At 39.0% G+C, this 23,496-nt stretch carries 19 protein-coding genes; 16 read left to right on the forward strand and 3 right to left on the reverse strand.

The window, feature by feature from the left end:
- The 9 genes from dnaA to rpsR all read left to right on the forward strand — a co-directional run bounded on the left by dnaA (position 1) and on the right by rpsR (position 10,041).
- Positions 1-1,326 carry a chromosomal replication initiator protein DnaA gene (gene dnaA, locus IGI50_RS00005; RefSeq protein WP_010747419.1) on the forward strand — a complete coding sequence of 442 codons (1,326 nt, stop codon included), beginning with the start codon at positions 1-3 and terminating at the stop codon, positions 1,324-1,326.
- Between the two features lie 243 nt (positions 1,327-1,569).
- The gene (gene dnaN / locus IGI50_RS00010) at positions 1,570-2,700 is read left to right on the forward strand and encodes a DNA polymerase III subunit beta (protein ID WP_010747418.1); all 1,131 of its coding nucleotides are present in this window, start codon (positions 1,570-1,572) and stop codon (positions 2,698-2,700) included.
- Between the two features lie 234 nt (positions 2,701-2,934).
- On the forward strand, positions 2,935-3,177 hold the full coding sequence (yaaA, locus tag IGI50_RS00015) for a S4 domain-containing protein YaaA (protein WP_010747417.1): 243 nt from the start codon (positions 2,935-2,937) through the stop codon (positions 3,175-3,177).
- On the forward strand, positions 3,164-4,282 hold the full coding sequence (gene recF, locus IGI50_RS00020) for a DNA replication/repair protein RecF (RefSeq protein WP_222226168.1): 1,119 nt from the start codon (positions 3,164-3,166) through the stop codon (positions 4,280-4,282). The genes yaaA and recF overlap by 14 nt, the downstream gene beginning before the upstream one ends.
- Positions 4,283-6,232: a DNA topoisomerase (ATP-hydrolyzing) subunit B gene (gyrB, locus tag IGI50_RS00025; protein ID WP_218256259.1), complete on the forward strand. Its 1,950-nt coding sequence runs from the start codon at positions 4,283-4,285 to the stop codon at positions 6,230-6,232.
- A 14-nt stretch (positions 6,233-6,246) separates the two neighbouring features.
- Complete coding sequence (gene gyrA, locus IGI50_RS00030) at positions 6,247-8,751, forward strand: DNA gyrase subunit A (protein WP_218256260.1); 2,505 nt, start codon at positions 6,247-6,249, stop codon at positions 8,749-8,751.
- A 179-nt stretch (positions 8,752-8,930) separates the two neighbouring features.
- Positions 8,931-9,233 carry a 30S ribosomal protein S6 gene (rpsF, locus tag IGI50_RS00035; protein ID WP_010742561.1) on the forward strand — a complete coding sequence of 101 codons (303 nt, stop codon included), beginning with the start codon at positions 8,931-8,933 and terminating at the stop codon, positions 9,231-9,233.
- A 44-nt stretch (positions 9,234-9,277) separates the two neighbouring features.
- Positions 9,278-9,784, forward strand: coding sequence for a single-stranded DNA-binding protein (gene ssb, locus IGI50_RS00040; RefSeq protein ID WP_010747413.1), 507 nt, complete (start codon positions 9,278-9,280; stop codon positions 9,782-9,784).
- A gap of 23 nt (positions 9,785-9,807) precedes the next feature.
- Positions 9,808-10,041: a 30S ribosomal protein S18 gene (rpsR, locus tag IGI50_RS00045; protein ID WP_010747412.1), complete on the forward strand. Its 234-nt coding sequence runs from the start codon at positions 9,808-9,810 to the stop codon at positions 10,039-10,041.
- A 107-nt stretch (positions 10,042-10,148) separates the two neighbouring features.
- Here rpsR and IGI50_RS00050 read toward each other — a convergent pair whose 3' ends face one another.
- On the reverse strand, positions 10,149-11,480 hold the full coding sequence (locus IGI50_RS00050; protein WP_438775664.1) for an ISL3 family transposase: 1,332 nt from the start codon (positions 11,478-11,480) through the stop codon (positions 10,149-10,151).
- A gap of 301 nt (positions 11,481-11,781) precedes the next feature.
- On the opposite strand from IGI50_RS00050, the gene IGI50_RS00055 reads away from it, so the two are divergent.
- The 5 genes from IGI50_RS00055 to IGI50_RS00075 all read left to right on the forward strand — a co-directional run bounded on the left by IGI50_RS00055 (position 11,782) and on the right by IGI50_RS00075 (position 18,091).
- Positions 11,782-13,746 (forward strand): DHH family phosphoesterase, encoded by a 1,965-nt coding sequence (locus IGI50_RS00055; protein WP_218256261.1) that lies wholly within the window; start codon positions 11,782-11,784, stop codon positions 13,744-13,746.
- Positions 13,743-14,195, forward strand: coding sequence for a 50S ribosomal protein L9 (gene rplI / locus IGI50_RS00060; protein WP_010747410.1), 453 nt, complete (start codon positions 13,743-13,745; stop codon positions 14,193-14,195). The genes IGI50_RS00055 and rplI overlap by 4 nt, the downstream gene beginning before the upstream one ends.
- 126 nt (positions 14,196-14,321) lie before the next feature.
- Entirely contained in the window at positions 14,322-15,683 is a 1,362-nt protein-coding gene (gene dnaB, locus IGI50_RS00065) for a replicative DNA helicase (RefSeq protein ID WP_218256262.1), read from the forward strand.
- 174 nt (positions 15,684-15,857) lie between these two features.
- A complete protein-coding gene (locus tag IGI50_RS00070; protein WP_218256263.1) occupies positions 15,858-17,150 on the forward strand; it encodes an adenylosuccinate synthase in 1,293 nt (430 codons plus the stop codon).
- A 74-nt stretch (positions 17,151-17,224) separates the two neighbouring features.
- A complete protein-coding gene (locus tag IGI50_RS00075; protein WP_218256264.1) occupies positions 17,225-18,091 on the forward strand; it encodes a DegV family protein in 867 nt (288 codons plus the stop codon).
- A gap of 38 nt (positions 18,092-18,129) precedes the next feature.
- On the opposite strand, the gene IGI50_RS00080 is transcribed toward IGI50_RS00075, so the two are convergent.
- The gene (locus tag IGI50_RS00080; RefSeq protein WP_438775665.1) at positions 18,130-19,023 is read right to left on the reverse strand and encodes a LysR family transcriptional regulator; all 894 of its coding nucleotides are present in this window, start codon (positions 19,021-19,023) and stop codon (positions 18,130-18,132) included.
- A 122-nt stretch (positions 19,024-19,145) separates the two neighbouring features.
- On the opposite strand from IGI50_RS00080, the gene IGI50_RS00085 reads away from it, so the two are divergent.
- On the forward strand, positions 19,146-20,786 hold the full coding sequence (locus IGI50_RS00085; protein WP_438775666.1) for a malolactic enzyme: 1,641 nt from the start codon (positions 19,146-19,148) through the stop codon (positions 20,784-20,786).
- Positions 20,787-20,841: 55 nt separating this feature from the next.
- Positions 20,842-21,807 (forward strand): AEC family transporter, encoded by a 966-nt coding sequence (locus IGI50_RS00090; protein WP_010747404.1) that lies wholly within the window; start codon positions 20,842-20,844, stop codon positions 21,805-21,807.
- A 40-nt stretch (positions 21,808-21,847) separates the two neighbouring features.
- Here IGI50_RS00090 and IGI50_RS00095 read toward each other — a convergent pair whose 3' ends face one another.
- Positions 21,848-23,467, reverse strand: coding sequence for an ABC-F family ATP-binding cassette domain-containing protein (locus IGI50_RS00095; protein WP_438775667.1), 1,620 nt, complete (start codon positions 23,465-23,467; stop codon positions 21,848-21,850).
- Positions 23,468-23,496 lie beyond the last annotated feature (29 nt).

The following is a 23,496-nucleotide window of genomic DNA, read 5'->3' on the forward strand; positions in this document are numbered from 1 at the left end:
TTGACCTCATTGGACAATTTCTGGCAGGAATTGAAGGACAGCTATAAAAATGACCTCAATCCTGCCAGTTATGATGCCTGGGTAGGCACAGCTAAACCCTTAGCTTTAACAAATAATCAACTAACAATTGAAGTTACTAGTGATCTACATAAGCGTTATTGGGAAAAACATTTAGCCGCGAAAATCGTCGAAATTGGGTTTAAAGTGACAGGGGATGAAATAATGCCTTTGTTTGTTACACCAGATGAAGCACCGCCCGTCAGCATTGTGGAAAAAGAGGAGACACCCAAGTTAGATACAACAAAGCGTGCCATGCTTAATCCAAAATACACCTTTGATACCTTTGTCATCGGAAAAGGAAACCAAATGGCTCATGCAGCGGCCTTGGTTGTAGCAGAAGAACCTGGTTCTATCTATAATCCGCTCTTTTTCTATGGTGGCGTTGGTTTAGGTAAAACACATTTGATGCATGCCATCGGGCACCAGATGTTAGCAATCAATCCCGACGCAAAAGTAAAATACGTTTCTAGTGAAACTTTTGCTAATGACTTTATCAATTCCATAAAAAATAAAACGTCGGAAGAATTTAGACAAGAATATCGAAAAGTAGATTTGCTATTAGTAGATGATATTCAATTCTTTGCGGATAAAGAGGCGACACAAGAGGAGTTTTTCCATACTTTTGAGAACCTATATAATGACAACAAACAAATCGTTCTAACTAGTGATCGTCTGCCCAATGAGATCCCTAAATTACAAGAACGTTTAGTGTCGCGTTTTGCTTGGGGGTTGTCGGTGGATATTACTCCGCCAGACTTGGAGACACGTACTGCAATTTTGAGGAAAAAAGCTCAAGCGGAAAACCTTGAAATTCCAGATGATACCTTGAGTTACATTGCCGGACAAATTGATTCAAATATCCGTGAACTGGAAGGAGCATTGGTTCGTGTTCAGGCTTTTGCAACAATGAATAGCGCAGATATTACTACCAGTATCGCAGCAGATGCCTTAAAAAGTTTAAAAGGCACGAGCAATGCACAACTTTCTATTGGAAAGATCCAAGACGAAGTGGCTAAATTCTATCATATCCAAGTAAAAGACTTGAAAGGGAAAAAACGTGTGAAAGCAATTGTAGTTCCCCGACAAATTGCTATGTACTTAGCTAGAGAAATGACTGAAAGCTCGTTACCAAAAATTGGCGCAGAATTTGGTGGAAAAGATCATACAACCGTGATCCATGCCCATGAAAAAATCAGCCAATTGATGAAAAATGACAGCAGTATCCAACAAGAAATAGCAGAGATCAAAAATCTACTTCTTGGCTAGCCTGTGGAAAGAACGAAAAAGAGAAGTTTGTTTTTCCACACCTTATCCACAAGTGGAAAACTTGAATTACCAAGCTTTTTTCTTTGTTTTCCACATGATTAACAAGACCTACTACTTTTATTACTTAATTAACTAAAATAAATAAAAAGAATAAACTGCTGATCAAAACAAAAAACGTCTTCTTTAGAAGATCGGTATCCTGTAAAATAAATTTATCGAAAAAAATAAAAAAGGAGTTCTATCATGAAATTTACGATTAATCGCGCTCGCTTTATTCAAGAGTTACAAACCGTACAACGGGCCATTTCCACTAAAACAACCATTCCTATCTTAACTGGCGTAAAAATAGAATTAAACAATGAAGGATTGAATTTAACTGGGAGTAATGCGGATATCTCGATTGAAACTTTCCTAGCTACTGATGATGAAAAGGCAGAGCTGCAAATTGCGGAATTAGGAACAATTGTTTTACAGGCTCGCTTTTTTAGCGAGATTATTCGTCGATTGCCTGAAAAAACATTTACTTTAGAAGTCCAAGACAATTATCAAGTGCTAATCACATCTGGAGCTGCTCATTTCACTGTCAATGGATTAGATGCTGACAATTATCCACATCTTCCTGTCGTAGAAGAACAAAATCAATTAAAATTACCTGTCCACATGTTGACAAAATTAATTGGTGAAACTGTTTTTTCTGTTTCTCAGCATGAAAGTCGCCCAATTTTAACTGGCGTACATTTCACCATGTCTAATGGCCAATTATTAGCTGTTGCTACGGATTCTCACCGTTTGAGTCAGCGTGTTGTCCCTGTGGAAAATGCAAATAAAGATTTTGATATTGTTATTCCTGGTAAAAGTTTAGTTGAATTGTCCCGTTCGTTATCGGATGAAGAAGCAGAAGTTGAAATCAGTATTATGGAAAACCAAGTATTGTTCAAAACACCGACAATGTATTTCTATTCTCGACTACTAGAGGGAAATTATCCTGATACAAATCGTTTAATCCCAACGAGCTTCAATACAGAGATCACATTCTCTGTGCCAACATTTTTAGCGGCTATCGAACGGGCATCATTACTTTCTCATGAAGGACGTAATAATATTGTACGATTGGCAATTGCGGATAATTCAGTAGTTCTTTATGGAAATTCTCCAGAAATCGGTAAAGTGGAAGAAGAGTTGGTTTACGAAAAGGTAAGTGGAGACCCCTTGGAAATCTCGTTCAATCCTGATTATATGAAAGATGCTTTGCGTGCTTTTGGTGATATGAGTATTAAGATTCAATTTATTTCAGCCATTCGTCCATTTACTTTGGAACCGAGTGAAGGGGATGTTTCCTTTATTCAATTAATCACTCCAGTAAGAACAAACTAGAAAAAAATAGTGAGTTTCACAAATTTTTTGAAAAATATGAAAAAAACATGTAAAAAACAGAACTCCAGTAAAAGGTCTTAAAATCGATTTTAAGACCTTTTACTTTTTTTTGAGTGAATTAATTAAAACAGCATAAAACTTCTTAAAACGAAAAATACAATGAGTTAATTTGTTTTATCTATTAAAAAAGGGTATAATAAAGAGGTGTTTCTAGCATGAAAATGAGGGATGAATGTGAAACAAAAAATTTTTTTAGAAACAGAGTTCATGACACTTGGTCAGTTATTGAAAGAGATCAATCTTATCTCTAGTGGTGGACAAGCCAAGTGGTTTCTAGCGGAAGAAACAGTATTTGTAGATGGTGAGTTGGAAAACCGCCGCGGCCGAAAGCTCTATCCAGGAATGATGATTGAAATTCCTGAGGTAGGAACTTTTTTTATGGTCAAAAATAAGGAAGAACAAGATGCGGCTGAATAAGCTTGAGTTAAGAAATTATAGAAACTATCAAGAACTTGTCTTGGAATTTCCCAACCGTTTGAATGTCTTTCTAGGAGAGAATGCGCAAGGAAAAACCAATCTTTTGGAAAGTATTTATGTTTTAGCATTGACCCGCAGTCATCGAACCAGCAGCGAACAAGAACTAATTGGTTGGCAGGATGACTTTGCTCAGATTAAAGGACGGATTGAACGAGGAACTAGCGGTTTAGAATTAGAATTATTGCTGACCAAAAAAGGCCGTAAATCGAAAGTCAATCACATTGAACAAAAAAAATTGAGCAGTTACATAGGTCAATTAAATGTCATTTTATTTGCACCAGAGGATCTTTCTTTAGTGAAGGGGAGTCCGCAAATCAGAAGACGATTTATTGATATGGAGTTAGGCCAAATTAATCCAGTCTATCTCTATGATTTGGCTCAATATCAGCAGACGCTAAAGCAGCGTAATCTTTACTTAAAACAATTATCTGAAAAGAAACAGACCGATGAAATATATCTGGATATCTTAACAGAACAATTAGTTGATTTTGGCAGTAAAGTTTTAGCGAATCGTTTGCAATTTGTCAAAAAACTAGAATATTGGTCTAACGATCTTCACAGCAAGATTACAAATCAAAAAGAAAACCTTGCGATAGAGTACGATGCTAGTATTTCGTTAAAAAGTGAAGACGTTGAAGAGATACGAAAGGTGTTTCTAGATGAGCTGCAGAAAAATCGTAAGCGAGAAATCTTTAAAGGCAATACATTTTTAGGGCCTCATCGAGATGACTTGATATTCAAGGTTAATCAGCAAAATGTACAGACTTATGGCTCACAGGGACAGCAACGTACTACGGCATTAAGTGTCAAATTGGCTGAGATCGATTTGATGAAAGAAGAAACAGGAGAATATCCGATTTTACTATTAGATGACGTCATGAGTGAACTGGATGATAGTCGCCAGATACATTTGTTAGAGACAATTGAAAACAAAGTACAAACGTTTTTAACAACGACGACGTTGAATCATGTTAAAGGAAAAATGACGGTTCATCCGGATATTTTTTATGTCCATCAAGGACAGATAGAAAGGAAAGAAACGTAGATGACAGAAGAGGAAAAGAGTTTACTAGAACGTGCGCAAGAGTACGATGCCAGTCAGATCCAGGTACTGGAAGGGTTAGAAGCCGTTCGGAAACGCCCAGGAATGTATATTGGCTCGACAAGCACGGAAGGGTTGCATCACCTGGTATGGGAGATTGTAGATAATTCCATTGATGAAGCGTTAGCTGGCTTTGCGTCACATATTCATGTGGTGATTGAAGAAGATAATAGTATCACTGTCAGTGACGATGGTCGTGGGATTCCAGTAGATATTCAAGCGAAAACTGGACGTCCAGCGGTTGAAACTGTTTATACAATCCTGCATGCTGGTGGGAAATTCGGCGGTGGCGGATACAAGGTATCTGGAGGGCTTCACGGTGTAGGAGCTTCCGTTGTTAATGCTTTGTCTACAAGCTTAGATGTACGTGTCTTCAAAAACGGTAAAATCTATTTCCAAGAATACCGTCGAGGTGCGGTTGTAGATGATCTTAAAGTGATAGGAGAAACCGAAAAGCATGGAACAACGGTTCACTTTATCCCAGATCCTGAGATTTTTACTGAATCAACGATTTTCAATTTTGATAAATTAGCAACACGTGTACGAGAGTTAGCTTTCTTAAATCGCGGATTAAAAATTTCAATTGAAGATAAACGTGAAGAAACGCCTGTTTTACGCGAATATCATTATGAGGGCGGAATCAAGAGCTACGTTGAGCATTTAAATCACAGTAAAGCTGTAATTTTCGATGAGCCTGTTTATGTAGAAGGCGAGCAGCAAGATATTACGGTTGAAGTTGCGATGCAGTATACAGATGGCTATCACACTAATATCTTAAGTTTCGCTAATAACATCCATACCTATGAAGGTGGTACGCATGAGTTTGGATTCAAAACCGCTCTGACAAGAGTAATAAATGATTATGCTCGTAAACAAAAAATAATGAAAGACAATGACGAAAATCTTTCTGGTGAAGATGTCCGTGAGGGATTAACAGCTGTAATCTCTATTAAACATCCAGAACCACAGTTCGAAGGGCAAACAAAAACAAAACTTGGTAATTCTGAGGTTCGAACAGTTACTGATCGCTTGTTCTCAGAGAATTTTATGAAGTTCTTGATGGAAAATCCATCTGTTGGGCGACGAATTGTGGAAAAAGGCATGTTAGCTGCTAAAGCACGTCTAGCTGCTAAGCGGGCTCGTGAAGTAACACGCCGAAAAGGTGCATTGGAAATAAGTAATTTACCAGGTAAATTAGCCGATTGTTCAAGTAATGATCCAGAAAAATGCGAATTGTTCATTGTCGAAGGGGACTCCGCTGGTGGTTCTGCGAAGCAAGGACGCAGTCGAGAATTTCAAGCAATTTTACCAATTCGCGGGAAAATTTTGAATGTTGAAAAAGCATCAATGGATAAAATTTTAGCGAATGAAGAAATCCGTTCGTTGTTTACAGCAATGGGTACTGGATTTGGCGCAGATTTTGATGTTTCAAAAGCTCGCTATCACAAATTAGTCATTATGACCGATGCCGATGTCGACGGTGCGCATATTCGAACATTGCTATTAACCTTGTTCTATCGTTATATGCGTCCGATCGTGGAAGCTGGTTACGTTTATATTGCTCAGCCGCCATTGTATGGGATTAAGCAAGGTAAAAATATCACTTATATTCAACCAGGCAAAAATGCCGAAGAAGAATTGGTCCAAAAAATATCAGAATTACCTGCGACACCAAAACCAAACGTTCAACGTTACAAAGGTTTAGGTGAAATGGATGATCATCAACTATGGGAAACAACAATGGATCCAGAAAATCGACTGATGTTGCAGGTCAGTGTCGATGACGCGATCGAGGCCGATCAAGTTTTTGAAATGCTGATGGGAGATCGAGTAGAACCACGTCGCGCGTTTATCGAAGAAAATGCGCATTATGTTAAGAACTTGGATATTTAGTAAGGAGGATCAATTTGGAAGATCGCAGAGAAAATATACAAGCCGTCAATCTAACCAGTGAAATGAAAGACTCCTTCATTGATTATGCAATGAGTGTTATTGTAGCTCGGGCTTTACCAGATGTACGGGATGGATTGAAACCCGTTCATCGTCGAATTTTATATGGAATGAATGAATTAGGGGTTACACCAGATAAACCCCATAAAAAATCTGCTCGTATCGTTGGGGATGTAATGGGTAAGTATCATCCTCACGGCGATAGTGCGATTTATGAATCAATGGTGCGGATGGCTCAAAGTTTCAGCTACCGCAATATGTTAGTCGATGGTCATGGAAACTTTGGTTCTGTCGATGGTGACGGCGCTGCAGCAATGCGTTATACTGAAGCACGTTTAAGCAAGATTGCGATGGAAATGTTACGAGATATCAATAAGGATACTGTTGATTTTCAAGGAAACTATGATGATAGTGAGCAAGAACCGATCGTTTTACCAGCACGTTTCCCGAATTTACTAGTTAACGGAGCAACTGGTATCGCAGTAGGGATGGCAACAAATATTCCACCTCATAATTTGCGGGAAGTCACAGCAGGCATCGAGTTATTAATGGAAAATCCTGAAGCAACCACGCAAGAGTTGATGGAATGCATCCCAGGACCAGATTTTCCAACGGGCGGCTTGGTTATGGGGAAATCAGGTATTCGTCGTGCTTATGAAACGGGTAAAGGATCGATCACGGTACGCGCGAAAATCGAAATTGAAGAACAAAAGAACGGCAAAGAACGTATTATTGTAACCGAGTTACCATACATGGTTAACAAGGCAAAACTGATTGAACGTATTTCTGAACTGCACCGGGATAAACGGATAGAAGGAATAACTGATCTGCGTGATGAATCTTCTCGTGAGGGGATGCGTATCATTATTGAAGTTCGACGAGATGTTAGTGCTTCTGTTATTTTGAATAACTTATACAAAATGACTTCTTTGCAAACTTCGTTCAGCTTCAACATGTTAGCAATTGAAAAAGGTGTTCCAAGAATTCTGAACTTAAAACAGATCTTGGAAAATTATATCGAACATCAAAAAAATGTAATCACTCGTAGAACTATTTTTGATAAGAAAAAAGCTGAAGCACGTGCACACATTTTAGAAGGACTGCGAATTGCGTTAGATCACATTGATGAAATCATTGCGACTATTCGAAACTCAGCGTCAGATGATATTGCAAAAGCCACTTTAATTGAACGCTTTGAGTTATCTGATCGTCAAGCACAAGCAATCTTAGACATGCGTCTGCGCCGTTTAACAGGCTTAGAACGTGAGAAAATCGAAAATGAATATCAAGAGCTGCTGAAGACAATCAGCGACTTAGAAGACATTCTAGCGCGTCCTGAACGTGTAGAAGAAATTATACGTACTGAATTAGCAGAAGTTGCTGCTAAATTTGGTGATGATCGTCGAACGGAGTTATTAGTCGGTGAAGTTTTAAGTTTAGAAGATGAGGACTTGATCGAAGAAGAGGATGTTGTTATCACTCTAACCAATAATGGGTACATTAAACGAGTGGCTTCGACAGAGTTCCGTGCACAACGTCGTGGCGGGCGTGGTGTTCAAGGAATGGGAATTCACGATGATGATTTTGTAAAAACTTTGATTTCTTGTTCGACGCACGATACCTTACTATTCTTTACTAATAGTGGACGAGTATACCGTGCGAAAGGCTATGAAGTTCCTGAATATGGTCGTACTGCAAAAGGTATTCCAATTATCAACTTGTTAGGAATTGATTCAAATGAAACCATTCAAGCTGTGATCTCGGTTAATGGGCAAGCAGAGGACGGTCACTTCCTATTCTTCGTAACGAGAAAAGGGACCGTTAAGCGGACGACTGTCACAGCCTTTTCAAATATTCGTGCTAATGGCCTAATTGCAATTGGATTACGCGAAGGTGATGAATTGGTGAATGTGATGTCAACTGAAGGTGATGAAACCATTATTATTGGTACTCACGATGGCTACTCAGTAACATTTAAAGAAGAAGCTGTTCGCGATATGGGACGTACAGCAAGTGGTGTTCGTGGCATTCGCTTACGCGATGAGGATTATGTGATTGGCTCCGCTGTATTGAAAGAGGAGCAAGAAGTTCTGGTCATCACTGAAAAAGGATATGGTAAACGAACAAAGGCTACAGAGTATCCAGTTAAAGGCCGTGGTGGTAAAGGAATCAAAACAGCGAATGTAAAAGATAAAAATGGACCATTAGCTGGGTTAACTACTGTAAACGGCAATGAAGATATTTTACTGATCACTGACAAAGGGGTCATTATTCGCTTCAATGTCGGCGGTGTTTCACAAACAGGTCGAGCTACTCTAGGTGTACGTCTGATGAAGATGGAAGAAAATACGAAAGTTGTGACTATGGCAATCGTTGATACAGAGGACGAAGAAGCTGATGATGTAGAAACGACGAATAATATTGAAACATCTGAGGATATTACAAAGGATACAGAAGAATAAATTTTTAAAGACTGAGAGCAATCTCAGTCTTTTTTCGTAACTTTAGATAAAGAAAGATTTGATTTTTGTAGGACGATTATGTATAATGAATATTTGTGAGTAGTCTATATATTTTTAGATCGCTCTCCTTGCTCTTAAGAAAGTTAAGAGCCTTATAGTCCATAGGGAGGTGAAAATCAATGAGTCAAAACACGAAGTATGAAATCACATACATCATTCGTCCGAACATTGATGAAGAAGCAAAAACTGCTTTAGTAGAACGTTTCGATACAATCTTGAAAGATAATGGAGCAGAAATTATCGATTCAAAAGATTGGGAAAAACGCCGTTTCGCTTACGAAATGAACGGATTCCGTGAAGGCATCTACCATATCGTCAATGCAACTGCGCCAACAACAGCTAGTGCAGTTAACGAATTCGATCGTCTTGCAAAAATCAACGACGATATTATTCGTCACATGATCGTTAAGATTGAAGAATAATTGTTTCACGTGAAACAATTGACGAGAAGGGAGCTGGCTTTACTTTGATTAATAATGTTGTACTAGTTGGTCGTTTAACAAAGGATCCTGATTTACGCTATACAGCAAATGGGACAGGTGTTGCAACGTTTACTTTAGCAGTGAATCGTAATTTTACGAATCAAAGCGGTAACCGTGAAGCAGACTTTATCAACTGTGTGATTTGGCGGAAATCAGCTGAAACTTTAGCTAATTATGCGCGTAAGGGAACTCTTTTAGGTGTGACTGGCCGTATCCAAACACGAAATTATGAAAATCAGCAAGGACAACGGGTCTATGTGACAGAAGTTGTTGCTGAAAATTTCCAATTACTGGAATCTCGTACTGCAAGTGAACAACGTCAGCAGAATCCAAGTTCTGATGATAGCTTCCAAGGCGGGGGAAATAATTTTAACAACAATTATAATCAATCCTCTCAGTCAGCTAAGAACACTATGCCTGACTTCGATAGAGATTCTGATCCATTTAGTGGGTCCTCCATCGACATTTCAGATGATGATTTACCATTCTAATAATTGAATAGGAGGGAAACGGAATGGCACAACAAAGAAGAGGTCGCAAACGTCGTAAAGTAGACTATATTGCTGCTAATCATATCGAATATATCGATTATAAAGATATCGAATTACTAAAACGTTTCATTAGCGAACGTGGTAAAATTTTACCTCGTCGTGTAACTGGAACAAGCGCTAAAAACCAACGTAAATTAACGATCGCTATTAAACGCGCACGTATTATGGGCTTATTAGCATTCGTTTCTGAAGACTAAATTGTTATTTAAAAAGAAACTTCATTATTGGGGTTTCTTTTTTTTGGGCTCTTCGTCAATGAGTGTTGGTGAAGAAATTCAATAGAATAATCAAGTCATTCACACGGCTAGGCAGCTCTTCTGTCTAGCCGTGTTGTCGTTCTGGTCTTGTTCATTTGGGTGGTTTTCTTGAAATACTTTCCGCGATACAAAAAGATTCGTTCTCGGTAGTTTTGGAAGTTTCTAAAGCCATAGGCCATTCGTTTTAGTACTTTGATATGGTTGTTCAAACATTCCAGTGGCCCGTTGGAATAGGGAACCCGCAACGCGCGTTTGATTTCTGTTTGGTACTTTTTGAAGGTCGTAATCACTGGTTGGTAGTGTTCTGGTAACTCTTTGTAATTTTCCTTTAAAAGCTTCGTGAAATCAGGAACATCTCGTCTTCTGATAGCGGACAGAAAGTGCTGATAGACTTCGTAGCCTTGCTTTAAGGAGTCATCGTAAGACAACAGGCGATCGACGATTTCTGCTTCCGTTAGATGTGCCCGAAAAGAAGGTCGCCAGTAGCGGTGTCTCCCCTTCAATTCCCACGCATTCTTCTGAAGCAGTTTCCAGTATTTCTTTAAATGTTTTGATCGACTGTCGCCCTTTCTAAAGGACTTCATTATCTGAATTCGGTGATTGGTAAATGCTCGGCCAATGTGTTGACTGATATGAAAGCGATCGGCGACGATTCGGGCATTCGGAAAACAATCTTTCACCAATGTACGATAAGGTGTACAGAAATCTGAAACAACCAAGCGTACCTGTTCCCGTACCTTTCTGGGATAACGCAAGAAATAGTCGCGTAAAGGATCGAGTTGACGATTTTCCACAATGTCGATCAGTTGATGGGTTTTGCCATCCATCATGACAAAGCTCATAGCACCCGAGACATTTTTCACTGATTTGAATTCATCAAAACACAACACTTCTGGCAGTGGCTGGTTCAAAGAAATGGTTTTAGGCCGAAGGCTGCGAAGGATCCGAATAACCGTTGTTGGAGAAACGTGTTTCATGCGTGCAATCAAGGACATAGAAAGAGGCTCACTTAATAGTTCGAGAACGGCTTGTTTGACTCTGCGGGCAATGGAGCAGTGACGATCACTAACCGAATCTTCGGCTAAAAAAGTTTTTCCACAGTGTTTACACTTAAAGCGTTGCTTGTTTATCCGCAGAATCGTCTTGTAGTTACTGACGTCATTTAATAGGATAGAGACTTTCTTCCAGCCCCATTTAATGATCGTTTGATCATTTTCATAGCGGCAATGAAAGCATTCCTCTGGTCGATAGGTTAATGTGCCATCAAAAACAAAACAGGTCTCGTCCTTGATTCGCTCTTTGCGAAAGGCATTCTCATGAAAGGTAAGATTTAGGTCTAGAATATCTAGTAACTCTTTGGTAAACTCTGAATAGGACATCTTGAAACACTCCTTTGAATGGTTTTCGTCGACTTTATTCTAAAGGATTTCAAGGTGTCTGTTTGCGTTTATTAAAAAAAAGAAAAAGTGTTGGCAACAGAAGGTGTCACCAACACTAGATATTATAGAGCCTTTTTTTGTTTCACGTGAAACATTCTAGAAAGTCGCTTGCTAAAGGATAGTGTGATAAAATTACACTAGTTGAAACCAAGCTATAGCTATTTGAACTTTATTTAGATAGAAAGTTACTCGATAAATTAAATAGAAAATAGCTGCAAACGAATAAATTGGGAGAATATAGATGAAAAAGAATCCTAGTGTTAAATGGTCCTTCGTCTTTCTCTGTTTACTGATGATTCAATTAATTGCAATCTTCGTGCTACCCTTCACTTTTATAACGGCAGGAATTGTGATAATAATCGATCTTTTGTTATGGATTTATACAATCATTTTGCGTAATCGTATTGAGGTAACAAATCAACAAACAATTCAATATGCTTCTCGCCATGCTGAAGAAGCATTAGATTATGTTTCCGAGGATATGCCAGTAGGGATTATTACTTGGGATGAAAGCAATATGTTTACTTGGACAAATCCAGCAATAACAGAAAGTGTTCAGCAATTAACAAAAGCTGATCAACAGGATATGATTAATGAATTGCTTCAACGTGCAGAAAAAGGAAAAAGTATTTATAAGATAGGAAATATTCTTTATCATTTTGATCTGAATAAAGAAAAACGCGTTGTCTACTTAATAGACGTTACAAAGGAATATGTATTAGAGAATAAAGAAAAGTTGCAACAGGCAGTGGTTGGCATTCTTTCAGTAGATAATTATGATGATGTAATTGACCGTCGAGACGACAAAGAAATATCCAACTTGAATTCGTTTATTACAACAATTATTTCTGATTGGATGGACTCCTATCGAATTTTTTATAAGCGTGTAAATGCGGAACGTTTTTTCTTTTTTGCACGGTACGATGATTTGGAAAAGATGATAGAAAATAATTTTGATCTGTTAGAACATATTCGTGTCTCTGCTGAAAAACAAGACATGCTGATTACAATAAGTATGGGAATTAGTTACGGGACGGAGACTTTAGAAGTAATTGGCGATGAAGCGCAAAATAATTTGGATATCGCATTGGTAAGAGGCGGCGATCAAGTAGTTGTAAAGAATGCAGCGGAAGATCAAAAACCGATTTTTTATGGCGGAAATTCTGCTAGCGCCGCTAAACGAACAAGGGTGCGATCTAGAGCTATGTCGACAGCTTTAAAAAATGTATTCAATCAAACAGGAAATGTATTTGTAATGGGGCATCGTTTTCCTGATATGGATGCGATTGGTTCTGCTTTCGGTGTGGCTTGTTTGGCACGATATCACGATAAAAAAGTGCAGATTGTAATTAATGAAGAGGAGACCATTCCTGATGTGGAACGTTGTCTGGAAGAGATTCATAAAAATGGGGAGTTAGAGGATCTTTTAATTTCACCAGATTCAGCAAAAAAACAACGTAAGCCAGGAGATTTATTGGTCATGGTTGACTATCATCGCCCATCGTTATCGATTGATCAGGAGTTGTATGACCAATTTGAGAATATTGTGATTATTGACCATCATCGCAGAGGGGAAGAGTTCCCTGAGAAATCTTTATTAACCTACATTGAGTCTTCAGCATCCTCAGCATCTGAATTGGTCACAGAGTTGATTCAATTCGAAAGTAATGAACGGCAAAAAATGAGCAAAATGACCGCAACCTTATTACTTGCTGGGATTACGGTAGACACTAAAAACTTTGCCGTGAGGACGACTGCTAGAACATTTGATGTGGCTAGTTATTTAAAGACTTGTGGAGCAGATGCTTCTTTAGTACAATACTTATTGAGTACTGATATTCAATCTTATTTGGAAATTAGTAAATTAGTCGGTGAAAGTGATTATGTCAGAGATGATATCGTCGTTGCTACGGGAACTGACAATCAAGAGTACGACAGTGTAACGGCTGCTAAAACAGCGGATACGCTGTTATCGATGGTAGACATCAATGCGGCTTTTGTAATTATCAAACGAACGGATGGTGTAATAGCTATCAGTGCGCGTAGTTCCGGGACGATTAATGTCCAGACAGTAATGGAAGCTTTAGGCGGCGGCGGTCATTTTACAAATGCGGCCACGCAGCTGGACGGCAGTACCATTGCAGAAGCAAAGAAACAATTACTTGATGCCATTAATAAACAGTTGACGGAGGGGACAGAAGAATGAAAGTAATTTTTTTACAAGATGTTAAAGGTAAAGGAAAAAAGGGCGATATTAAAGAAGTCCCAACAGGTTATGCACAAAATTATTTACTAAAAAATAAATTAGCGAAAGAAGCAACCAAAAGCAGTATTTCTGAATTAAGCGGGCAAAAGAAAGCACAAGATAAGAAAGCGGCTGAGGTATTGGCAGAAGCTAAAAAACTAGCAGATTTTTTGGCAAAAGAAGACACGGTAGTAGAGATCAAAGCAAAAGGCGGCGAAGATGGCCGACTATTTGGCTCCATTCCTTCTAAACAAATTGCCGAAGGGTTAAAAAAGCAATATGATTTAAAAATCGACAAACGCAAAATTGAGCTAGAAAATCCGATTCGTACCTTAGGGTATACTAAGGTTCCGGTAAAGCTTCACACAGAGGTTGAAGGAATCATTAAGGTACATGTGATCGAAGAATAATTTTTTAAACGAATAATTACAAGAGAGTATGAGCGTTCTTGAAATTAAGAGAATTGCTTATACTCTTTGTTGTATTTAACGGGCAGATTTTGTAAAATAGATGGACGAAGAGGAGCGTAAAAAGACATGAGCGAAATGTTACAAGATCGTGTGCCACCCCAGAGCATTGAAGCCGAACAAGCAACTTTAGGCTCTATTTTTTTGGAGACTGATGCTTTGATCACGGCCATGGAGTACATAGTTCCAGAAGATTTTTATCGTCGCGGGCATCAACTGATTTTTCGTGGAATGATTCAGCTGAATGATCGTAATGAAGCGATTGATGTAGTGACGGTGAAGGAATTACTGGAACAGCAAAATCAGCTGGAAGACGCTGGTGGTTTAAGCTACCTATCCGAACTTGCTTTGAGCGTTCCGACGGCGGCTAACGTAGGGTATTATGCAAAAATTGTAGAAGAGAAATCTTTGCTGCGAAATCTTATCCAAACGGCTACAAATATTGTAACCCAAGGTTTTGAGCAAGGAGACGACGTACAGACGATTTTAGACGCTGCCGAACGGAATATCATGGAAGTGTCCGAACGTCGCAATAAGAGCGGTTTTTTGACCATCAGCGAGGTCCTGAATACCGCCATTGAAAATATCGATCAATTAGCTAGAAACGACGAAGAAATCACAGGATTGCCAACAGGATATGCAGCTTTAGATAAAATGACTGCCGGATTACAAGCCGAGGAATTGATTATCTTAGCAGCTCGTCCCGCAGTGGGTAAGACGGCCTTCGCTTTGAATATTGCTCAGAATGTTGGAACAAAGACAGATAAATCCGTTGCTATTTTTAGTTTGGAAATGGGTGCGGAGTCACTGGTTAATCGGATGCTTTGTGCAGAAGGGTCGATTGAAGCCAGTCATTTAAGAACGGGACAGCTATCTGAAGAAGAATGGCAGAACCTGATCGTTGCAATGGGAAGTCTTTCTCGAGCCAATATTTTTATTGATGACACACCAGGAATTAAGGTTTCTGAGATCCGAGCGAAATGTCACAAGCTGGCAAAAGAAAAAGGCAATCTTGGTCTGATTCTGATTGACTATTTGCAATTGATCGAAGGAACTGGACGAGAGAATCGACAACAAGAAGTATCAGAGATTTCGCGGCAATTGAAGAAGCTGGCAAAAGAATTAAAAGTACCGATCATTGCTTTATCACAGCTTTCTCGTGGCGTTGAACAACGTCAGGACAAACGACCAGTACTGAGTGATATTCGTGAATCTGGATCAATCGAGCAGGATGCTGACATCGTAGCCTTTTTATACCGTGATGATTATTATGAACGTGAAGGAGAAGAGGATGAAGAGTCAGCGGCAAACCGAAATGTCATTGAAGTTATCATCGAGAAAAACCGGAGTGGTGCTCGAGGAACGGTTGAATTGCTCTTCATCAAGCAGTACAATAAATTTTCATCTTTATCACCAAGAGAAGAATTTTGACGCAGGTCTTAAACTTGCGTCTTTTTTTGTCTTTTTTTAGGATTTCAAAAATAATGTTCGTGATTTGCTTGGATTTTGAAATCTTCATATTTTAATATTCGAATTTTCATTGAAGTATTGTGCTATTCTTGATACAATGATGCAGGATTAAATAAAATTAAACGAGGTGTTCAGATGTCATCTGTAGTAGTTGTAGGGACGCAGTGGGGCGATGAAGGTAAAGGAAAGATCACGGATTTTTTGAGTGAGAATGCAGAAGTCATTGCTCGTTACCAAGGTGGAGACAATGCAGGTCATACAATCAAATTTGACAATGAAACATATAAATTGCACTTGATTCCTTCTGGTATTTTTTATAAAGAAAAAACCAGTGTCATCGGAAATGGTGTGGTAGTCAATCCGAAGTCATTAGTAACGGAATTAGCTTATTTACATGAACGTGGAATAACAACAGACAATTTACGAATTTCTGATCGTGCCCATGTTATCTTGCCTTACCATATCAAATTGGATCAATTACAAGAAGACGCTAAAGGTGAAAATAAAATCGGTACAACAATCAAAGGGATTGGACCGGCTTACATGGACAAGGCAGCTCGTGTGGGGATCCGGGTAGCGGACCTTTTAGACAAAGAAATTTTTGAAGACCGCTTAAAAATCAATCTGGAAGAAAAGAACCGTCAATTTGTTAAGATGTTTGATGACGAAGCGATGAGTTTTGATGATATTTTTGAGGAATACTATGAGTATGGTCAACAAATTAAACAATACGTAACAGATACATCGGTTATCCTGAACGATGCGCTTGATCAAGGTAAACGGGTGTTATTTGAGGGTGCCCAAGGCGTTATGCTGGATATCGATCAAGGAACCTATCCATTTGTTACTTCTTCGAACCCAGTTGCCGGTGGGGTAACTATCGGTAGTGGTGTAGGACCTGCTAAAATCGACAAAGTTGTCGGTGTTTGTAAAGCCTATACTTCACGCGTAGGTGATGGACCTTTCCCAACTGAATTGTTTGATGAAGTTGGAGATCAGATTCGTGAAGTCGGTCGTGAATATGGAACGACTACTGGTCGTCCACGTCGTGTGGGCTGGTTTGACTCGGTTGTGATGCGTCATTCAAAACGTGTTTCTGGGATTACGAATCTTTCTTTAAACTCGATTGATGTCTTGAGCGGTCTGGATACAGTGAAAATTTGTACAGCGTATGAGCTGGACGGAGAACTAATTTACCATTATCCAGCAAGCCTAAAAGAATTAAATCGTTGTAAGCCCGTTTATGAAGAACTACCTGGTTGGAGCGAAGATATTACAGGCTGCCGTGATTTAGCTGATCTACCGGAAAATGCGCGTAATTATGTACGTCGCGTTTCTGAACTTGTGGGTGTGCGTATCTCGACCTTCTCCGTTGGACCAGATCGTACACAAACCAATATTATGGAGAGTGTTTGGGCTCAAATCTAACATATTATGAGACAAGCAACCAATTATCTAGTAGAATAGATTTACTAATAAGCGGGTGTTTGGAGGATTTTAAAATGTATCAGATTCTGACAGATTCATGTTGCGATGTGCCTTATGAATTACTAGATGAAAACAACGTTGATTTTATTTCGATGTACGTCACGATAGATGGGACAGAATTCGCCGATGATTTAGGGCGCAGTTTTAAAATTGATGATTTTTATCAACAAATCAAAGAAGGTGCGATGCCAACGACATCGCAGGTTAACGTTGGCCGTTATGTGGAATTTTTCCGCAGTTATGCTGAAAAAAATATTCCAATTTTGTATATCTGTTTTTCTTCTGGAATGAGCGGCTCTTATCAAAGCGCTATTCAGGCAGTGGAACTGTTGAAGGAAGACTTACCAGAAGCAGAGGTCTATGTAGTAGATTCCTTAGCTGCTAGCGGTGGCGAAGGATTGATGGTCTATGAAGCGGCTAAAAAGCAGCAGGCTGGGATGCCATTAGAAGAACTATATCATTGGCTAGAAGAAAATAAACTGACGTATCATCATTGGGTGACCGTCGATGATTTGAATCACCTGCAACGTGGCGGACGTATTTCTAAAACAAGTGCAGCGATTGGCGGTTTAATGAACATCAAACCAATTATCACAGTGGATGTTGATGGCAAGTTGCAAAATGTTGAAAAAGTTCGTGGACGTAAAAAAGCGTTGCAGCTAGTAGCTGATAAAATCAGTGAAGCAACAACAGATCCAGCAAATCAAACAATTTTTATCACAACGAGTGCCGATCAGGAAGGTGCAGAAGAAGTGAAGCGTCATTTAGAAGAAAGTATTCAGCCAAAAGAGGTCCGAATCTTTCCACTAGGAACGACGATCGCCAGTCATACTGGTTTGGGCTGTATCGCGGTCTTTACTCGTGGAGACAAACGAAATTAATAAAAAAGTGAGGAGATCTTTTTGATTTCCTCACTTTTTTATTGTTCATTTTGTTGACTAAACCCGCGAATCAATTCAATCAATTGCCCACGAATGGTTGAATCCAACACTTGATCCCGCTGGACAAGTGAGATTATAAACGTAGGCTGAGGCTGATCAGTGATTGGAATCATGACTAAATTATCTTCAGGCAAGATGGCTAGTTCAGCTAAAAATCCGATGCCGATTTGTTCACGAATCATCCCTTTTAAAATATTCAAGTTACTATTTTGATAAATAATTTGTGGGTCAAAATGAGCCTGCTGCGCCATTTTTTTAAAGGCGGTTGGATGAACATAGTGTTCATTTAATAATACAAAGGGTTCCTCTTTTAATTCAGAAAAAGCGATCTCTTTGCGTTTGGCTAATGGATGATGGGGACTAACGACAATCATGAATCTTTTTTCGATCAATATTTCACTAGTTAACTCATCATCTCGAATAGGTTGTGTTGACCCCAGCAGGGCAAGATCGATTTTGCCACGACGTAATAGGCTGTAAAGATCTCTTGAACCGCCATCCACTAAGTGAATATGACGCATCAAATTATTCTTAAAAAGATAAGAAGAAAGCTTAGGAAAGTAAAAATTTCCGATAATAGGCGGCAGCCCGAAGTCTAAAGTTTCCTCTTTTAAGCGGTCAATTTCAGTTACTGCGATAGTAACCTCTTTTAAAATGTTTGAAATATGACGAGAAAGGACGATCCCGGCTTGAGTGATGATCAATTGCTTGTGAGATTGATCTCGATAAACCAGTTCTGTTCCTAGTTCATCCTCTAATCTTTTTACTGCATAGGTAATGGTTGGTTGGCTCACATGGAAGTCGTTGGCGACCTTTGTAAAGCTCTTTTCTCGTACTAAACGTTGGAAATATTCTAAGTCTTTAAAGTTCATAACAATCTCCTCTTGTGAAATTAGATTATCATATAAATAAAATTTATCCTAAGCTTTTGTTTTGACTATAGTTGGCGAATGCGTGTAATGTGCTAACTGTAATCAATAAGGAGGAGAAAAGTATGAAAGGAATCGAAATTTTAAATAACCCATTTTTAAATAAAGGAACCGCATTTACAAAAGAAGAAAGAAAACAATATGGTTTAACAGGCATGTTGCCATCCAAAGTGCAAACCTTGGAAGAACAAGCGGATCAAGCTTATGGTCAATACCAAAGCAAAACAACGAACTTAGAAAAACGTCTCTTTTTGATGGAAATCTTTAATACGAACCGTACACTATTTTATAAATTAATGGGACAACACGTCGTGGAATTTATGCCAATTGTTTATGATCCAACTGTGGCGGATTCAATTGAACAATACAATGAACTCTTTGTTGAACCACAAAATGCCGCATTCATCTCAATTGATGATCCAGAAAGCATCAAAGAAAGCTTGAAGAATGCAGCTGCTGGCCGTGATATTCGCTTAATCGTTGTTACAGATGCTGAAGGAATCTTAGGTATCGGTGACTGGGGTGTTAACGGAGTAGACATCGCGATTGGCAAATTGATGGTTTACACTGCAGCCGCAGGAATCAATCCAGCACAAGTCTTGCCTGTATCCATTGATGCTGGAACGAATAACCAAGAATTACTAAATGATCCATTGTACTTAGGGAACAAACATGAACGTGTTTATGGGGATAAATATTACGAAGTGATCGATCAATTTGTCGAAGCTGTAGAAGAACTATTCCCTGAGGTATTACTTCACTGGGAAGACTTCGGTCGTTCAAATGCAGCGAACATCTTGGAAAAATACCAAGACAAAATCACGACCTTCAATGATGACATCCAAGGAACTGGGATTGTTGTGTTAGCAGGTGTTCTAGGTGCGTTGAACATCTCCCAAGAAGATTTAACCAAACAAACCGTAATGACTTTTGGTGCTGGAACTGCTGGTGTTGGAATTGCGAACCAATTGCTAGATGAAATGAAACGCCAAGGCTTGTCTGAAGAAGAAGCTCGGAAACACTTCTATATGGTTGATAAACAAGGTGTTTTATTTGAAGATACGGAAGATTTAACTCCAGGTCAAAAAGACTTTGTCCGTCAACGCAGTGAATTTTCAAATGCGGATGAATTGACGAACTTAACGGCGGCTGTTAAAGCGATCCATCCAACAATTATTATCGGTACTTCCACTCAACCAGGTGCCTTTACCGAAGAAATTGTCCGAGATTTAGCTGCTCATACAGAGCGTCCGATTATTTTCCCATTATCTAATCCAACGAAATTAGCCGAAGCAACGGCGGAAGACCTAATCAAATGGACAGATGGTAAAGCTCTGATCGGAACAGGGATTCCAGCAGATGACGTCAAATATAATGGTGTCACTTATCAAATCGGTCAAGCCAACAATGCACTGATGTACCCTGGTTTAGGACTTGGAATTATTGCTTCAACTGCGAAACGTGTGAATGGTGAAATGCTCTCCCAAGCGAGTCATGCACTAGGAGGAATCGTTGATACAAGCAAACCAGGAGCTGCTGTGTTACCACCTGTATCAAAATTAACTGAATTCTCTCAAACAATCGCTGAAGTAGTTGTGAAAAGCGTAGTTGATCAAAACTTAAACAAAGAAGAAATCAAAGACATCAAACAGGCTGTTGAAGAGATGAAATGGTATCCAGAATACCAACCGCTTGATGTTGATTAAAGTATTTATACAGTTAAAAAAATAGTCTTTACTTATGAAAAAGGGGGAAGAAAAGATGATTTTCTTTCAATCAATCCAAAGTGTTTTAAGCATCATTATTATGATTGCTTTAGGATATATCTTGAAAGGTCAGGGTTGGTTTGATGATAGCTTTGGAAAAAGTATTTCATCATTAATCACACGTGTGGCTTTACCAGCCTCCATCTTTGTATCCGTATTAAAAAATTTAACAAAAGAGAGCTTGTTCCAACTATCGGGTAGTTTAATCTACCCAGTTGGGGCAGTCATTATCTCTTATATCTTAGCTTATGCGTTAGTGAAAATTTTAAAGATTCGTCCGGGACGTCGTGGGATATTCATGAATGCGGTCGTCAATGCGAATACGATCTTCATTGGGTTACCTTTAAATATTGCTTTGTTCGGTGAAAAATCATTGCCTTACTTCTTGGTTTATTATGTGACAAACACCGTTTCTACTTGGGCGTTTGGGGTATTCTTAATCTCTAATGATGACCCAACGAAAGTAAAAGGCGAAAATAAAGCGAAATTAAACTGGAAGAAATTGTTGCCACCACCGTTACTTGGATTTATTGTCGCCATCATCTTCTTGTTGGTAGGCATTCCAGTACCAAGCTTTATCAATGCGACACTTGGCTATGTAGGTAGTATTGTAACGCCATTGTCCTTGCTTTATATTGGGATTGTTTTGTATGACGCTGGCTTGAAGAGTATTCGTTTTGATCGCGATACGATCGTAGCGTTATTAGGACGTTTCGTCTTGGCACCAGCAGTTTTAGTTGCTTTGATTGCTCTGGGATCAAATGCTTTTGGCGCAAGCTTAGCACCTTTATTGAAACAAACATTGATTGTACAATCTGCGACACCAATGTTAGCTGTTTTGCCAATCTTAGCAAATGAAGCTCATGGGGATGTCAAATACGCAACCAACTTGGTTACAACAAGTACCGTATTATTTGTGATTGTCGTTCCTATCTTGATGGAACTTGTACAATTTATTTAATAGAAAAAACCTTCGCGAGAAAAAATCGCGAAGGCTTTTTTTAATACAATTTACTTAATTGCTTTTGAACTTCTGGGTTTTCCAGGAATTCATCATAGGTTGTTTCCGCACGATCCACAACGCCATTTTCAGAGATAGCGATGATACGGTTGGCAATCGTTTGGATAAACTGATGGTCGTGAGAAGCAAATAGTAGCGATCCTTTGTAAGCGATCAGACCATCGTTCAATGCTGAAATCGATTCTAAGTCTAGGTGATTGGTTGGATCATCCATGACTAAGACGTTTGATTTTGACAGCATTAGCTTCGATAACATGCAGCGAACTTTTTCACCACCGGACAAGACATTGACAGGCTTCATTACTTCGTCACCTGAGAAAAGCATGCGCCCTAAGAAACTGCGTAAGAAGGTATTATCGTCCTCTTCTTTGCTGGCGTATTGGCGTAGCCAATCAAGAATCGGCATGTCACTGTCGAATTCTTTTGTCGTATCTTTTGGCAAGTAAGCCTGGCTAGTTGTTACACCCCAACGAATCGTTCCCGTATCAGGTTCAAGATCTCCCATGATGACTTTGAACAAGGTCGTTGTGATTAAGTCATTTTCAGCGATGAAGGCAACCTTATCATCACGATTCAAGGTAAAGGAGATATTGTCTAAAATTTTCTTGCCATCAATCGTTACACTGACATTGTCTACCTGTAGTAAATCATTCCCGATTTCTCGTTCAGGTTTGAATTGTACGAAAGGATACCGACGTGAAGAAGGCTGGATATCGTCTAATGTGATTTTATCCAACATCTTTTTACGAGAAGTTGCTTGCTTAGATTTTGACGCGTTAGCGCTGAAGCGAGCGATAAATTCTTGTAATTCTTTGATTTGTTCTTCTTTTTTCGCATTTTGTTGAGATTGTAATTTTGCTGCTAACTGGCTTGATTCTAACCAGAAATCGTAGTTTCCGACATATAATTTGATTTTACCGAAGTCTAAATCGGCCATGTGAGTACACACTTTGTTTAAGAAGTGGCGGTCATGGGAGACGACGATTACGGTATTTTCAAAGTTAATCAAGAATTCTTCTAACCAGTTGATGGATTGGATATCTAGTCCGTTCGTTGGTTCATCTAGTAATAGAACGTCAGGCTTTCCAAAAAGAGATTGTGCCAAAAGAACTTTGATCTTTTGCCCAGCAGTTAATTCACTCATTTTTTGCTGATGCAATTCTTCAGGAATGTTTAATCCCTGTAATAAAACAGCGGCTTCTGGTTCAGCTTCCCAACCATCAAGTTCTGCAAATTCACCTTCTAGTTCTGCTGCGCGAATACCATCTTCGTCAGAAAAATCTTCCTTCATATAAATGGCGTCTTTTTCTTGCATGACTTGGTATAAGCGTTCGTGTCCCATAATGACTGTTTCTAGAACATTATATTCTTCGAAATCAAAATGGTTCTGTTTTAAAACAGCCATCCGTTCATTTGGTCCTAGGGTAACAGAGCCAGTAGAAGGCTGAATATCGCCTGCTAAAATCTTAAGAAAGGTTGATTTTCCGGCACCATTGGCACCAATCAACCCGTAACAATTGCCGGGAGTGAATTTAATATTTACGTCATCAAATAGTTTACGATCAGGAAACTGTAAACTAACGTCACTTACTGTAATCAATGATTTTCCTCGCTTTATCAGTATTGGCG

The sequence above is a fragment of the Enterococcus sp. DIV0170 genome (assembly GCF_051710765.1).
Taxonomy (GTDB): Bacteria; Bacillota; Bacilli; order Lactobacillales; family Enterococcaceae; genus Enterococcus_A; species Enterococcus_A raffinosus.